Here is a 14,783-nt window from a genome sequence, read left to right as displayed (position 1 = left end):
CACCGGCCGATCACCAGTCCTTCGGGAGGAGCACGTCGATGAACGCTGATGGAGCCAAGGGGGATTCGCTGGGGCGGCTGCTGTTGCTGGCCGTCGCCGTGGTCGTACTGCTGGACCGTTGGTATCCGGTCGCTCCACAGCCTTCCGCCGCGCCGGTGCAGGAACCTGTGTCCAGCGCTTTCCTCGGACAGCCATTGAGGCTGCAGGATGAACGAATGGCCATCACGGAAGAGGCCGCCAGCACCGCGGTGGTCCGCCAGACCTCGCGGGTGAGCTGGGTGTTCTGAGGGGCGCGCACCGCCTTTCCATGACAGAGGAGACATTCCATGCTGAGCTGGGCTCTCACATTCCTGATCATCGCCATCATCGCCGGGGTACTCGGCTTCGGTGGCATCGCCGGCGCCGCGACCAGTATCGCCAAGATTCTCTTCGTGCTGTTCCTGGTGCTCTTCGTCATCTCCTTCTTCGTCGGGCGGCGCCGTGGCTGAGCCGCGCCCGCTGCGTCGGTTCCTGCTCGCGCTGCCGCTGCTGGCGGCCGGGCAGGGGTGGGCGGCCGACAACGATGCCATCTACCGCCTCAACGAGTTGCTGGACAGCGACCCGCAGTACCGCGAGACCTGGCAGGACCTGGTGAAGAAGGAAGAACGGCTGCCCGACTGGGTGATGAACCTGGACGGCACCGCCACCCCCATGCAGGTAGAAGAGGAGGACGGCGACAAATACCTGGTGGGCGAGTTGTGCAAGGCCCACGACTGCGCGGCCAACCGCCTCTACGTGGCCTTCAGCTGGAACAAGAAGGATGCCTACGCGCTCTACGTGCAGGTGCCGGAAAACCTGCCGCCGGACAAGTCGCCCAGCCGCCACGCCAGCTTCCGCTGGCTGGGCGAGCCGGACGCCGGCATGCAGCAGTTGCTCGACGAGCAGCTCAAGGCCGATCCGAACTGGTACTGAAATCCGCGCCGGCAATGGCGCATGACCAGGGGGCCGGGATGCTGGGGGGAGTGGTGAGCCCGCAGCGACCCAGGGGTACAGGGAGTGCCTCCGATGAGGGCCGGGTCGGGTGTGAGGCTGTGAGGGGGAGCTTCGATGGCTTCTGTGGAGCTTGTGGCAGTTATGGAGCTTGTGGAGCTTGAAGGGCCCCTCTCCCCAGCCCTCGGCTGCGCGCCCCGCCCTGAAGGGAGAGGGGGCAGTCCGTGCCGAGACAAGGAAGGTTTCAAATGGAAACCTTCGGTGTTGCCGACTGACTCCTGAACATCCAAGCACACTGAACGGTCCCCTCTCCCTTCAGGGAGAGGGTTAGGGAGAGGGCGCTCTTAAGGCCCCATCCCCCCACCTCCAACTTCCCTGATATCAATCAACCCCGACCCACCCCCCTGGCCCCCTAAAATATCCCCGCCGCGCCTGGTCACCCGGACGACCATCCATCGCGAACTGCAGGCCCCCACGCCTGCGTCACGGCAGCGCACCCGCGGCAGGGAAAGCGAATTCCTCCCCGGGCCTCGCTTTCCATCCACAGGGTTCGAAAAAAGCGGCCGCCACGGTCTTTTCAGCCCAATCCCATGCAAAAAAGCAATGGCCCGCGGGCCTGGAACACCCGTTCCATTTGCTTTTCCCCATGCCGATTGTGCATGGGGTAGCCGTTTCCGGCATTAGACGCGAAGAAGGGGGGTGGGAATCATGCGCCCTTTTTTTCGCCACCCCGGCCATCCCGGCGGCGGGCGAAACCCCCGACTTCCACAAGAACCAAGGGTGAACACACTATGGGCAAAGCCAAGCTCAGCCTCGCCTGGCAGATCGTCATCGGTCTGGCACTGGGCATCGCCATGGGTACCGTGCTGAACCACTTCAGCGCGGAGAAGGCCTGGTGGATCAGCAACATCCTGCAGCCGGCGGGCGACATCTTCATCCGCCTGATCAAGATGATCGTGGTACCGATCGTCATCTCCTCGCTGATCGTCGGCATCGCCGGCATGGGCGACGCCAAGAAGCTCGGGCGCATCGGCCTGAAGACCATCGTCTACTTCGAGATCATCACCACGGTGGCCATCGTCGTCGGCCTGGTGCTGGCCAACCTGTTCCAGCCCGGCGCCGGCATCGACATGAGCACCCTGGGCACGGTGGATATCTCCAAGTACGCGCAGACCGCCAAGGAAGTGGAACACCACCACGCGTTCATCGAGACCATCCTCAACCTGATCCCGTCGAACATCTTCGCCGCCATGGCCCGCGGCGAGATGCTGCCGATCATCTTCTTCTCGGTGATGTTCGGCCTGGGCCTGTCGTCGCTGCCGGCGCCCACCCGCGAGCCGCTGGTGAAGATGTTCCAGGGCGTGGCCGAGGCCATGTTCCGCGTCACCCACATGATCATGCTCTACGCGCCGGTCGGGGTGTTCGCGCTGATCGCCGTGACCGTCGCCAGCTTCGGCTTCGCTTCGCTGCTGCCGCTGGCCAAGCTGGTGCTGCTGGTGTACTTCGCCATCGCCTTCTTCGCCTTCATGGTGCTGGGCCTGGTGGCGCGGCTGTTCGGCTTCTCGATCATCAAGCTGATGCGCATCTTCAAGGACGAACTGGTCCTGGCCTATTCCACCGCCAGCTCCGAGACCGTGCTGCCGCGCATCATCGAGAAGATGGAAGCCTACGGCGCGCCCAAGGCGGTGAGCAGCTTCGTGGTGCCCACCGGCTACTCCTTCAACCTCGACGGCTCGACGCTGTACCAGAGCATCGCGGCGATTTTCATCGCCCAGCTCTACGGCATCGACCTGTCCATCGGCCAGCAGCTGATGCTGGTGCTGACGCTGATGGTCACCTCCAAGGGCATCGCCGGCGTGCCGGGCGTGTCCTTCGTGGTGCTGCTGGCCACCCTGGGCAGCGTCGGCATTCCCCTGGAAGGCCTGGCCTTCATCGCCGGCGTCGACCGCATCATGGACATGGCGCGCACCGCGCTGAACGTCATCGGCAACGCCCTGGCGGTGCTGGTGATCTCCAAGTGGGAAGGCATCTACGACGGCAAGCAGGGCGCGCTCTACTGGCAGGCGGTGGAACAGGGCCGCGGCGAAGAACTGCTGAGCGACGCCCGGCAGAGCACCGCGCACTAACTCTGTGCCGCCCCTGTAGGAGCGAGCTTGCTCGCGAACCCGCCCCGCCGCGGAGCCGTTCGCGAGCAAGCTCGCTCCTACGAAAAGCCGTACCAGCAAGGCCCCGGCGCTGTCCGGGGCCTTGGCGTTTCTGGCAGCGATGGACGCGCGCCGTTATCATCGCGGCCAACGTCCTTGGGGGGGATACCCATGCTCAACGGCCTCTGGCTCGGCTTTTTCCTGGTCGCGGCGGTCACCGCGCTGTCGCGCTGGCTGCTCGGCGGCCAGGCCGACGTGTTCGCCGCCATGGTCGAGAGCCTGTTCGCCATGGCCAAGCTGTCGGTGGAGGTCATGGTCCTGCTGTTCGGCACCCTGACGCTCTGGCTGGGCTTCCTGCGCATCGCCGAGAAGGCCGGCCTGGTGGAGCGCCTGGCGTGGCTGCTGGGCCCGCTGTTCCGCCGGCTGATGCCCGAGGTGCCGGCCGGCCACCCGGCCATCGGCCTGATCACCCTGAACTTCGCCGCCAACGGCCTGGGCCTGGACAACGCCGCCACCCCCATCGGCCTCAAGGCGATGAAGGCGCTGCAGGAACTCAACCCCAGCAGCACCACGGCGAGCAACGCGCAGATCCTCTTCCTGGTGCTCAACGCCTCGTCGCTGACGCTGCTGCCGGTGACCATCTTCATGTACCGCGCGCAGCAGGGCGCGGCCGACCCGACCCTGGTGTTCCTGCCGATCCTCCTGGCCACCAGCGCCTCGACCCTGGTCGGCCTGCTCTCGGTGGCGGTCATGCAGCGCCTGCGCCTGTGGGACCCGCTGGTGCTCGCCTACCTGGTCCCCGGCGCCCTCGCCCTTGGGGCCTTCATGGCGCTGCTGGCCGGGCTTTCCGCCACGGCGCTGGCGCAACTCTCCTCGCTGCTGGGCAACCTCACCCTGTTCGGCCTGATCGTGCTGTTCCTGGTGCTCGGCTGGCTGAAGAAGGTGCCGGTCTACGAAACCTTCGTGGAAGGGGCGAAGGAAGGCTTCGACGTGGCCAAGAACCTGCTGCCCTACCTGGTGGCGATGCTCTGCGCCGTCGGCGTGCTGCGCGCCTCCGGGGCCCTGGAGATGGTGCTCGGCGGCATCCGCTGGACGGTCGAGGGCCTGGGCTGGGACACCCGCTTCGTCGACGCCCTGCCCACCGCGCTGGTCAAGCCGTTCTCCGGCAGCGCGGCGCGCGCCATGCTGCTGGAGACCATGCAGAGCCAGGGTGTGGACAGCTTCGCCGCGCGCCTGGCGGCCACCGTGCAGGGCAGCACCGAGACCACCTTCTACGTGCTGGCGGTGTACTTCGGCTCGGTGGGCATCCAGCGCGCCCGCCACGCCGTGGGCTGCGCCCTGCTGGCCGACCTGGCCGGGGTGCTGGCGTCCATCGGCGTCTGCTACTGGTTCTTCGGCTGAGGCCCGGCCGTTTAATTAACAAAAGCGGAAAATATTTGAATATCCTTATTCTTCTGAAGTTTCTTTCAGAAACAATTGGGTAATTGGATTTTTAATTAAGGATTCGCGCCACTTAATACGGTTAATTTTCCATAAGAACTTTCCTTTAATCGAAATTAGATTTTCCTCAAACCAAATTAAGGAAAATCGCAATGAGAGGGAAAGTTAGCTGCCTGGCGCTGTGCGCCCTGCTGGCCGGCTGCAACGGCTGGGTGAAGCCGGAAGTCGATGGCCAGCTCAATTCGCGTTATTTCACGGTGCTGTCCGGCCTGCCGGCGCCGGGGCTGATGGTGGCTTCGGCGGTGCAGTGGAATGCCGACTATGCGGTGACCGCGGCCCACGTGCCCTACCTGTCGGACCTGGCCTATTCCTGCAGCACCCGCTGCGACCTGGTGTTCATCCGCCGCAAGGCCGACGGGCCGCTGCCGCACTGGCGCGCACCGCGCAACGGCGAGGCGGTGACGGCGCTGGGCAGCAGCACCCTGCTGCTGCCGGTGAGCTCCCGCGGGCGGGTGTGGCCGGTGCCCTACCGCAACCTCAACGAGCCCAACGAGGAGCTGTACGGCATCCATGACGCGGCCCTGGCCCAGGGGATGTCCGGCGGGCCGCTGGTGGCGGCCGACGGCAGCGTGCTGGGCATGAACATCGGCTACAAGGGCACGGCCTGGGGCGGCGTGCAGCACCCGGGGCTCAAGGGCGCCAAGCGCATCAGCGTGTTCGTGCCCTACGCGGTGATCGAGCGCGAATGGAAGCTGTTCCAGGTCAAGCTGGCGCGGGAACGGGAAGCGGAAATGGGGCGCCGGTTGCAGGCGAGCAATCCCTAGGCAGGAATGGCGTTTGCCATGCCTGCTGATTTTTTGTGAATTTTCCGACGAGCTGTCACGAAGCTTTCACCAGCCTTTCAAACCCTTGTAATTCGGGCCTTTCAGCCATTTTTCATTTGATCTCGGGCAGTTTTTACACATAGGGTTACAAATATCTTCCCGGCCGCTGCCTGCCTGCTCGCATCCGGGAAGGGCCCCGTGATCGTCAGAATGGTGTTTCCCATGGCTTCCAAGAATTCCAAGGCCAAGGCCGTGTTCCGCGTGGTCAGCGGCAACTTCCTCGAGATGTACGACTTCATGGTGTATGGCTTCTACGCCACCGCCATCGCCAAGACCTTCTTCCCCGGCGACGATCCCTTCGCCTCGCTGATGCTGTCGCTGGCCACCTTCGGCGCCGGCTTCCTGATGCGCCCGCTGGGAGCGATCTTCCTCGGCGCCTACATCGACCGCCACGGCCGCCGCCAGGGCCTGATCATCACCCTGGCGCTGATGGCCATGGGCACCCTGCTGATCGCCTTCGTCCCCGGCTATTCCACCCTCGGCGCGCTGGCGCCGCTGCTGGTGCTGCTCGGCCGCCTGCTGCAGGGCTTCTCCGCCGGTGTCGAGCTGGGCGGCGTGTCGGTGTACCTGGCGGAGATCGCCACCCCCGGCAAACGTGGCTTCTTCGTCAGCTGGCAGTCCGCCAGCCAGCAGGTGGCGGTGGTCTTCGCCGGGCTGCTGGGGGTCATCCTCAACCACTGGCTGAGCCCCGCGGAGATGGGCGAGTGGGGCTGGCGCGTGCCCTTCTTCGTCGGCTGCATGATCGTCCCGGCGCTGTTCGTCATCCGCCGCTCCCTGGAGGAGACCGAGGCCTTCCAGCAACGCAAGCACCACCCGCGCCTGGGCGAGGTGCTGCGCTCCATCGGGCAGAACTTCGGCCTGGTGCTGGCCGGCACCGCCATGGTGGTGATGACCACCGTGTCCTTCTACCTGATCACCGCCTACACCCCGACCTTCGGCAAGAACGAGCTGCACCTGTCGGACTTCGACGCCCTGCTGGTGACCATGTGCATCGGCCTGTCGAATTTCTTCTGGCTGCCGGTGATGGGCGCGCTGTCCGACCGCATCGGCCGCCGCCCGCTGCTGCTCGCCGCCACCGTGCTGGCGCTGCTGACCGCCTATCCGACGCTGTCCTGGCTGGTGGCCGAGCCCAGCTTCGCCCGCCTGCTGACGGTGGAGCTGTGGCTGTCGTTCCTCTACGGCAGCTACAACGGCGCCATGGTGGTGGCGCTGACCGAAGTGATGCCGGCGGACGTGCGCACCACCGGCTTCTCCCTGGCCTACAGCCTGGCCACCGCCACCTTCGGCGGCTTCACCCCGGCGGCCTGCACCTGGCTCATCCACGCCCTGGACAACAAGGCCGCCCCCTGCCTGTGGCTGAGCGGTGCGGCGCTGCTGGGCCTGGTCGCCACCCTGGTGCTGTTCCGCCGCCGCGGCCGCGCGGCCACTTCCGGCGGCGCGCTGGCCGGCGCCTGAGGGCCTGCGGCGCTTTGCCACTGGCCAACCCCGGCCGGTCTTGACCTCGGTCAAGGGTGGCCAGGGGCGGCAGGAGAAGGATAGGTCAATGACATTTCCTTCTTCTCCTCGGAGACAACGCCATGCCCACCCCCCTGCACCAGCAAGCCGCGGCGCTCGCCGCCGGCGGCCATGACCACTGGATCGAGACGCTCGACGACGGCAGCCACGTGCTGATCCGCCCGCTGCGCGCGGAAGACCGCGAGCTGGAGCGCAACTTCCTCGAACGCCTGTCGCCGATGACGCGCAAGCTGCGTTTCCACGGCGAAGTGAAGATCAGCGACGCGCTGCTCGACAGCCTGATGGACGTGGATTACCAGGACAACATGGCGTTCGTCGCCCTGGTGCACGACGACGGCGAACTGCGCGAAATCGGCATCAGCCGCTACGCCAAGGTGGATGCGAACCAGTGCGAATGCGCCCTGACCACCGCCGACGACTGGAAGCGCCGGGGCCTGGGCAAGGCGCTGATGCGCCACCTGATCGACGTGGCGCGGCGCAACGGCTTCGTCCAGATGTACAGCATCGACCAAGCCATCGACCGCGACATGCGCGACCTCGCCGTGGAACTGGGCTTCCGCGCCCAGCGCGACCCGGACGACGCCACCCGGGTGATCCGCCGCCTGGCGCTGTAAGACTCAGCGCTTGCGCCGGCGGCACCACAGCCACAGTGCCGCCGGCGGCAGCAGCACCAACAGCACCGCGCCGGCGGCCAGCGGGTAGACCATGTCGTCGTCCAGCAGCGGCTTCTCGATGCGCAGGTAGCCTTCGTCCTTGAACAGCTGGTGCGCCGTGTCGTTGGCCCGTTGCAGGCTGACCTTGGCCAGGCGCCGGTCCTCGTTGGGGAACTGGCTGCCGTCGTAGTCGCCCAGCGCGCCCCAGTAGTAGTCGGCGAGGCTGGCGTTGCTCGGCGTGCTCCAGGCCAGCTGCGCCCGCTGCACCCGCTGGATGCGGGCGAAGCGCTGGGCGTCCAGGCCGTGCTGGCGGATGTTCTCCACCACCTCGCGCAGGGCCTTCAGGGTGGCGTCCTCATCTTCCCGGGCGATGTCCGCGTTGAGGCTGAGGAAACCCTGGTTGGCGTAGGACGTGCGCTCGCTCCAGGGGCCGTAGGACAGCTCGCGATGGACCCGCAGGTCGGCATAGAGCGCGTCGCTCAGGTAGGCCTGCAGCAGGTCGAGGGCGGCGCCGTCGGCCTCGGCCGGCTCGGGGAAGATCCAGTGCACCACCGCGCCCTCGCCGAACAGGCCGCTGTCCAGCGTCCGCTGGCGCGTCGCCGGGCCCTGCATTTCCGGCAGTTCGCGGCGTTCCGGCGTGGTCCGGTCGGGCAGGCTGCCGAAGGTGTGGCTGAGGTAGGCGGGCAGGCGCGGGTCGAGGTCGCCGACCACGATCAGCGTCATGTTGGCCGGCACGTACCAGTCGCTGCGCAGCTTCTCCAGCTGGGCCTGGGTCAGGTGCGCCACCTGCGGGCGCTCGGCGCAGGCCAGGCCGAGTTCCACGGCGAGCTGTTCCTGGCCCGGGCGGCTGGTGTTCTGGTGGTCGAGGAAGCGCTGCAGGTGCGAGTAGTGGCCGCCGTCCTCGCGGATCAGCACCTGCTTGGTGGCCTCTACCTTGGCCTTGTCCAGTTGCGTGCGGGTGAGCACTTCCAGCAGCAGGTCGAGCACCTGGCGCTGGGTGGCCGCCGGCGCCTCGATGACGAAGGTGGTGTCGCCCTCGCTGGTGTAGGCGTTCCACTGGCCGCCCAGGGCCTGCATGCGCGCTTCTAGGTCGGCCTCGTCGCCGCCGTCCAGGCCGCTGAAGAACAGGTGCTCCAGCAGGTGCGGCAACTGCCGGTCATGGCAGGTGAAGTCGGAGAAGCCCACGCCCACCACCAGGCGGATGGACACCGAGCCGCGCTGGCTGGTCGGCTTGAACAGCACGCCCATGCCGTTCTGCAACTGGTAGCCCTCCACGGTCGAGCGCGAATCGGCCAACGACCAGCCGCCGCCGAGCAGGAACAGGAGGGGGAGGAACAACCAACGCATGGGCCAAGCCTGGAAAAAAGCAAAGCCAGGAGAATAGCGGATTGCCGCTGATCCACCTACCCATGGGCGGCACCCGTGGCGACGGGCTGCGACCTGCCCGTGCCCGGTCTATCATCAGGCGTGGCGCGATGGGTGATTGATGGCCTTTCGCTAGCGGCAACGCCCTGCCGCATCGCCCAACGCGGAGGCCGCACCCATGCGCGTCCTGATCACCGGCGCGGCTGGCCACATCGGCCAGAACCTGCTCAACGAACTGGCGGTCCAGCATGGCGACTGGACGCTGGTGGCCGCCGACGTGCGCAGCCTGCCGACGCAGCACCTGCGGCCGAACATCGAGCCGGTGCAGCTGGACATAGGCCACCCCAGGCAGGTCCGCGAGTGCGTGCGGCAGTGGCGCCCGCAGGCCATCGTGCACCTGGCCTCGGTGGTCAACCCGCCGCCGCAGATGTCCGCCACCCGCCTGCACACCATCGAGGTCGGCGGCAGCCGCGCGCTGTTCGAGGCGGCGGTGGAGCACGAGGTGGGCCAACTGGTGGTGGCCAGTTCCGCCGCGGCCTACGGCTTCCACCCGGACAACGCCGAGCTGATCGACGAGAACCAGCCCCTGCGCGGCCAGTCGCAGTTCCTCTACGCCCGCCACAAGCACGAGATCGAACAGCTGCTGGCCGGCCTGCGGCAGAGTTGTCCACAGCTGCGCCAGCTGGTGCTGCGCCCCGGCACCATCCTCGGGAGGGGTGTGCACAACCCGGTCACCGACCTGTTCATGGGGCGTTCGGTGCTGGGGATAAGTGGCCGCTGCAGCCGCTTCGTGTTCATCTGGGACCAGGACGTGGTGAACATCATCCGCCAGGGCCTGGAGCAGGGCAGCGAGGGCATCTACAACCTGGCCGGCGACGGCGCACTGAGCCTGCGCGAGATCGCCGGGCTGCTGCGCAAACCCTACCGCACCCTGCCGGCGCCGCTGCTGCGCGGCGCGCTGGCCATGCTGCGGCCGCTGGGCCTGGCGCCCTTCGGCCCGGAGCAGGTGGATTTCATGCGCTACCGTCCGGTGCTGGACAATGCGAGGTTGAAGCGGGAGTTCGGGTATCAGCCGCGGTATTCGAGCCGGGAGGCGTTTCTGGCGTTCATCGCGGCGCGGGGGTTGCGGGCGGGGTAGGGGGAACTGTGCTGCTGGGGGCTTTTCGTAGGAGCGAGCTTGCTCGCGAACGGGGCTCAGTTGTGACTTCGGTGTTTTGGTTTGGCTCCGTTCCCTCTCCCCAGCCCTCGGCTGCGCGCCCCGCCCTGAAGGGAGAGGGGGCTAGTCCGTGCCGAGAAAAGGCCTGGCTTCAGCCGGCAATTTCGGTGCTAGCCGGCTAACTCAGGAATACCCACGCACTCCGAACGGTCCCCTCTCCCTTCAGGGAGAGGGTTAGGGAGAGGGCGCTCTGAACCCCAACACCCGCAGCTCCCAGGAAACACCATTCGCGAGCAAGCTCGCTCCTACGAAGAGCCGCGCCCTTCATTCAAGCGTTGCGCCGCCCCTCCCAGAAATGCCCCGCCATCATCCTCAACCCCGCCGCCAACTCCGCCACCCGCGCCGCACTGGCCTGGCTATGGCTCGCACTGGCGGCATTGCCGTCGGCCGACTCACGAATGGCCAACAGGCTGCGTTCGATCTCCTCGCTGGCGCAGCCCTGTTCCTCGATGGCCCCGGCGATCTCCAGGCTCATGCGCTGGATCGCCGAGACCTGCCCGGCGATCTCCTCCAGCGCGCCGGCGGCGCGGCCGGCCTGGTCGAGGCTGGTGTGGGCCTGTTCGCAGCTGTGGCGCAGGGCCTGCACCGAGGCGCCGGCGCCGCGTTGCAGGTCGCCCACCAGCCTGTGGATATCCAATGCCGAGTCGGCGGTGCGCGAGGCCAGTGCGCGGACTTCGTCGGCCACCACGGCGAAGCCGCGCCCGGCCTCGCCGGCGCGGGCTGCCTCGATGGCGGCGTTGAGCGCCAGCAGGTTGGTCTGCCCGGCGACTTCCTGGATCACCTGCAGCATCCGCGAGATGCCCTCGCTGTGCCCGTGCAGTTGCTCCACCGCCTCGCTGGCGCGGCGCACCGCGTCCTCCAGGGTGGCGAGCTGGCCGCGGGTGGCCTGCACCTCGCCCTGGCCGGCCTGGGTCACCCGCTCGCTGCATTGCGCCGCCACCGCGCTGTGCTGGGCGTGGCGCGCCACTTCCTGGACGCTCTGCGCCAGCTGCTGCATGGCGCTGGCTACCTGGTCGGTCTCCTGCTGCTGGCGGCGCGTGCCGGCGCTGCTGTCGGCCACGGTGCCGGCCAGCTGCCCGGCGTGTTCGGCGAGCTGGCGCGAGGCCTCGGCCATGCGCCCGACCACCGCGCCGGTCTCGGCTTCGAGCATGCGCAGGGCGAAGTCCAGCTCGCCGAATTCGTCGGTGCGGCCGCTGTACAGGCGCTGGCTCAGCGGGTTGTCGGCGACCTGCCGGGCGCGCGCCAGCAGGGGCCGCAGCGGCTGCAGCTGGTGCGCCAGCCAGGCGCCGGAAAGCAGCAGGGCGAGGCCGAAGGCCAAGGGCGCGGGCGCCAGGTACGCCAGCAGCGCGCCCAGGGCCTGCGCCAGGCCCAGGCCTACTAGCAGCCGCGGCAACAGGCCCAGGCGTGGCCGGCGCGGCAGCCAGCCGGCGCGCATGCGCGCGTACAGCTGCTCGGCGGCCTCGACCTCGGCGACGCTGGCGCGGGTGCGCACCGACTGGTACTCCGCCACCTTGCCGCCATGGCGGATCGGCGTGACGAAGGCGCTCACCCAGTAGTGGTCGCCGTTCTTGCAGCGGTTCTTCACCAGGCCCATCCAGCTGCGCCCGGCCTGCAGCGTCCGCCACAGGTGGGCGAAGGCGGCCGGCGGCATGTCCGGGTGGCGCACGCGGTTGTGGTTGTGCCCCAGCAGTTCCTCGGCGCTGAAGCCGCTGATGCTCAGGAAGTCCGGGTTGACGTGGCTGACCGCGCCCTTGAGGTCGGTGGTGGAGAGGATGTTGGCGCTGGCCGGCACCTCGACCTGGCGCCCGCTGACCGGCAGGTTGAGCTTCATCGGTGGGTCTCCATGGCCGCGGGGTGCAGGATGTGGGGCGGCAGCGGCGGGCTGAACAGGAAGCCCTGGGCGAAGCGGCAGCCTTCCTTGCGCAGGAATTCCAGGTGCTCGGGGTGCTCGACGCCCTCGGCCACCACCTCCAGGCCGAGGCTGCGGCCCAGGCCGACGATGGCGCGGCAGATGGCGCTCAGCTCGGGGTCGTCGGGGACCTTGCCGATGAAGCTGCGGTCGACCTTCAACAGGTCCAGCGGGAAGCGCTTGAGGTAGCCCAGCGACGAGTAGCCGGTGCCGAAGTCGTCCAGCGCCAGGCGCACGCCGTGGGCGGCCAGCTCGCGCAGGCAGGCGAGGGTCTCGGCGCCGTCCTGCATCATCAGGCTCTCGGTGATCTCCAGCACCAGGCTCTGCGGCGCCAGGCCGGTCTCGGCGAGGATCTGCCGCACCCGCTCGGCGAAGCCCGGCTGCTGCAGCTGGCGGATGGACAGATTCACCGAGCAGTACAGCCAGCCCTGGCCGTCGCGCTGCCAGGCGCGGGTCTGGCGGCAGGCCTCGCGCAGCACCCAGTCGCCGACGCGGACGATCTCGCCGGACTCCTCCAGCGCCGGGATGAACTGCAGCGGCGACACCGGCTGGCCGTCGCGCTGCCAGCGCAGCAGCACTTCCACCGCGATGGGCCGCGGCGGGTCGACGTCGATGCGCAGGATCGGCTGGTAGTGCAGGCTGAATTCACCGCGCTCCAGCGCCTGGCCCAGCGCGCTCTCCAGCTCCAGGCGGCGCTGCGCGGCGGCCTGCAGCTCGCTGGAGAAGCGCGCGTACTGCGCCTTGCCGGCCTCCTTGGCGCGGTACAGGGCCAGGTCCGCGGCCTGCAGGGTGTCGATCGCCTGGCCCTCGGCGATCAGCCCGGTGATGCCGATGCTGGCGCTGACCACCAGGGTGCGGCCGTCCAGGTGCAGCGGCTGGTGCAGGCAGTCGAGCATGCGCTGGGCGACCTGTTCGGCGTCGGCCAGGTTGGCCATGTCGTCCAGCAGCACCACGAACTCGTCGCCGCCGAAGCGCGCCAGGTGGTCGCCGGGGCGTAGGCAGCGCAGCAGGCGCTGGGCCACCTCCACCAGCACGCGGTCGCCGACGGCGTGGCCGAGGCTGTCGTTGATCAGCTTGAAGCGGTCCAGGTCGATGAACAGCAAGCCGGCCTCGCGCGCGCCGGGGCGGCTCTGGCGTTGCAGGGCCTGCTGCAGCAGCTCGTCCAGGCGCAGGCGGTTGGCCAGGCCGGTCAGCGGATCGTGGCGCGCGGCGTGGCTGAGCTGGTGCTCGCTGGCCTTGCGCTGGCTGATGTCGCTCTGCGAGCCGGCCATGCGCCCGTCGGTGATCACCCCGCGGGCCTGCACCCAGAGGTAGCCGCCGTCGCGCTGGCGGATGCGGTACTCGTGGTTGAGCAGGGCGGCGCTGCCGCGCAGGTGGGCGTCGATGGCCTGGCGCAGGCCGGGCAGGTCGTCGGGGTGCACGCGGGCGAACCAGCTGGCGCTGCCCTCGCCGAGGCTGTCGCGGCTCAGGCCGAGCATGCGTGTCCAGCGTTCGGAAACGTACAGCCGGTCGTTGGCCAGGTCCCAGTCCCAGATGCCGTCGTTGGCCCCGCGCAGGGCCCGGGCGAAGCGCGCCTCGCTGTCCTCCAGGGCCTGGCGCTGGGCGGCGCCGTAGGTGTCGATGGCCAGCGACATGTCGAAGAACACCCGCTTGAGCAGGCTGGCGAAGGTCGCTGCCTGCGGCGCGTCGCCGAGCAGCTCGTCGAGCATGTGCTGCAGGTACAGGCGGTAGGCGCCCAGGTACCACTTCAGCTCCACCCCCACCTGCTGGTGGACCAGGCCGATGCGCAGGCGGTCGCGCACGTAGCCGCCGTCCTGCGGGGCCTCCCAGAGCTGCTCGTAGTACTGCGCCTGGCTGCGCTTGAGGCGCTGCAGGGTGGCCGGTTCGGAGAGGATGGCCGCCAGCGGCGGGAACTGGCCGAGGTGCGCGTAGAGCTGTTCGATGAAGCGCGCGTGGCTGTCGCCGCGCTCGGCGGCGGCCTGCTGCAGGCGCTGCTCGTCGGCTTGCTGCCAGTGCAGGTAGCGCAGGCGCTGGTCGATCTCCGCCGGCGACAGGCCGATGCGGTCGAGCATGTGGTCGAGCTTCGGTCCCAGGCCCATGCTTGCCTCCTTGTTTTTCTGCGGGCATGAAAAAAGCGCCGCGCCCGTCGCACGATGAATTCGGCGACAGGCGCGGCGCTTTGTCTTGCAGGCCCTTGGCGTCCTGCCCGGCAAAGCCGGCTTCCGCGGTGGCGGAACGTTGGTCGGGGTTTTTTACACCATCGGCGGGGAGGCGGACAACTCCCGCAATGCGGCCTCCAGGCGCCGCCGCAGTTGCCCCAGCTCGCGCGAGCGGAAGGCGTGTCGGCTGCGTTCGAGCACGCCGACGGCGTCGGCCAGCAAGGCGTGCAGGCGCGCGGTATCGCTCAGCGCGGCATCCTTGAACCAGCGGCACAGCGGGGCCTGCTCGCAGTCGCCGGGGCCGGCGAGTACCGCGCAGGGCACCTGGTAGACCGTGAGCAGGGCGCGCACCTGGCGCGCCACGCTCTCGTCCTGGGAGGTCACCAATAACTGGGCCGGAAGCCGGCTAAGGGTCATGGCGTCATGCTCGTGGCTGGCAAAGGGCCACCACCCTAGCCGAACGCCATGCCCGGGCATTGACGCGGATCAGTCCCGCGGCGAGCTGCCACACGCCGTCTGCCGGCCGGGC

13 protein-coding genes are annotated in these 14,783 nt (G+C 68.3%); 9 read left to right on the top strand and 4 right to left on the bottom strand.

Annotated elements, in window-relative coordinates; genetic code table 11:
- Window positions 1-38: 38 nt before the first annotated feature.
- The 8 genes from BM060_RS14830 to BM060_RS14795 all read left to right on the top strand — a co-directional run bounded on the left by BM060_RS14830 (window position 39) and on the right by BM060_RS14795 (window position 7,566).
- A complete protein-coding gene (locus BM060_RS14830) occupies window positions 39-287 on the top strand; it encodes a hypothetical protein (RefSeq protein WP_074980748.1) in 249 nt (82 codons plus the stop codon).
- A gap of 39 nt (window positions 288-326) precedes the next feature.
- Complete coding sequence (locus tag BM060_RS14825) at window positions 327-488, top strand: DUF1328 domain-containing protein (protein ID WP_009614390.1); 162 nt, start codon at window positions 327-329, stop codon at window positions 486-488.
- Window positions 481-951, top strand: a complete 471-nt coding sequence (locus BM060_RS14820; protein WP_009614389.1) for an inhibitor of vertebrate lysozyme family protein — start codon at window positions 481-483, stop codon at window positions 949-951. The genes BM060_RS14825 and BM060_RS14820 overlap by 8 nt, the downstream gene beginning before the upstream one ends.
- An 809-nt stretch (window positions 952-1,760) precedes the next feature.
- A complete protein-coding gene (gltP, locus tag BM060_RS14815) occupies window positions 1,761-3,095 on the top strand; it encodes a glutamate/aspartate:proton symporter GltP (RefSeq protein ID WP_069862885.1) in 1,335 nt (444 codons plus the stop codon).
- A 189-nt stretch (window positions 3,096-3,284) separates the two neighbouring features.
- Window positions 3,285-4,514: a nucleoside recognition domain-containing protein gene (locus tag BM060_RS14810; RefSeq protein WP_074980747.1), complete on the top strand. Its 1,230-nt coding sequence runs from the start codon at window positions 3,285-3,287 to the stop codon at window positions 4,512-4,514.
- 191 nt (window positions 4,515-4,705) lie between these two features.
- The gene (locus tag BM060_RS14805; RefSeq protein WP_009614386.1) at window positions 4,706-5,377 is read left to right on the top strand and encodes a S1C family serine protease; all 672 of its coding nucleotides are present in this window, start codon (window positions 4,706-4,708) and stop codon (window positions 5,375-5,377) included.
- Window positions 5,378-5,599: 222 nt separating this feature from the next.
- Window positions 5,600-6,892, top strand: a complete 1,293-nt coding sequence (locus tag BM060_RS14800) for an MFS transporter (RefSeq protein ID WP_074980746.1) — start codon at window positions 5,600-5,602, stop codon at window positions 6,890-6,892.
- A gap of 122 nt (window positions 6,893-7,014) precedes the next feature.
- Complete coding sequence (locus BM060_RS14795; protein ID WP_074980745.1) at window positions 7,015-7,566, top strand: GNAT family N-acetyltransferase; 552 nt, start codon at window positions 7,015-7,017, stop codon at window positions 7,564-7,566.
- Between the two features lie 3 nt (window positions 7,567-7,569).
- On the opposite strand, the gene BM060_RS14790 is transcribed toward BM060_RS14795, so the two are convergent.
- Complete coding sequence (locus BM060_RS14790; RefSeq protein ID WP_074980744.1) at window positions 7,570-8,952, bottom strand: M16 family metallopeptidase; 1,383 nt, start codon at window positions 8,950-8,952, stop codon at window positions 7,570-7,572.
- A gap of 196 nt (window positions 8,953-9,148) precedes the next feature.
- On the opposite strand from BM060_RS14790, the gene BM060_RS14785 reads away from it, so the two are divergent.
- Entirely contained in the window at window positions 9,149-10,108 is a 960-nt protein-coding gene (locus BM060_RS14785) for an NAD-dependent epimerase/dehydratase family protein (RefSeq protein ID WP_074980743.1), read from the top strand.
- 346 nt (window positions 10,109-10,454) lie between these two features.
- Here the strand turns inward: BM060_RS14785 and BM060_RS14780 are convergent, their stop codons facing one another.
- From BM060_RS14780 to BM060_RS14770, 3 genes are all read right to left on the bottom strand, one after another.
- The gene (locus tag BM060_RS14780; RefSeq protein ID WP_074980742.1) at window positions 10,455-12,017 is read right to left on the bottom strand and encodes a methyl-accepting chemotaxis protein; all 1,563 of its coding nucleotides are present in this window, start codon (window positions 12,015-12,017) and stop codon (window positions 10,455-10,457) included.
- Complete coding sequence (locus BM060_RS14775) at window positions 12,014-14,194, bottom strand: putative bifunctional diguanylate cyclase/phosphodiesterase (protein ID WP_074980741.1); 2,181 nt, start codon at window positions 14,192-14,194, stop codon at window positions 12,014-12,016. Before BM060_RS14775 ends, BM060_RS14780 begins: the two co-directional genes overlap by 4 nt.
- Window positions 14,195-14,347: 153 nt before the next feature.
- The gene (locus BM060_RS14770) at window positions 14,348-14,671 is read right to left on the bottom strand and encodes a hypothetical protein (RefSeq protein ID WP_061563167.1); all 324 of its coding nucleotides are present in this window, start codon (window positions 14,669-14,671) and stop codon (window positions 14,348-14,350) included.
- Between the last annotated feature and the right edge of the window lie 112 nt (window positions 14,672-14,783).

Origin of the sequence: Pseudomonas citronellolis, from assembly GCF_900112375.1 — a bacterium.
GTDB lineage: Bacteria > Pseudomonadota > Gammaproteobacteria > Pseudomonadales > Pseudomonadaceae > Pseudomonas > Pseudomonas citronellolis.
Note: the sequence above shows the minus strand (reverse complement) of the source record. Positions and strands in the feature narration are given on the sequence as shown.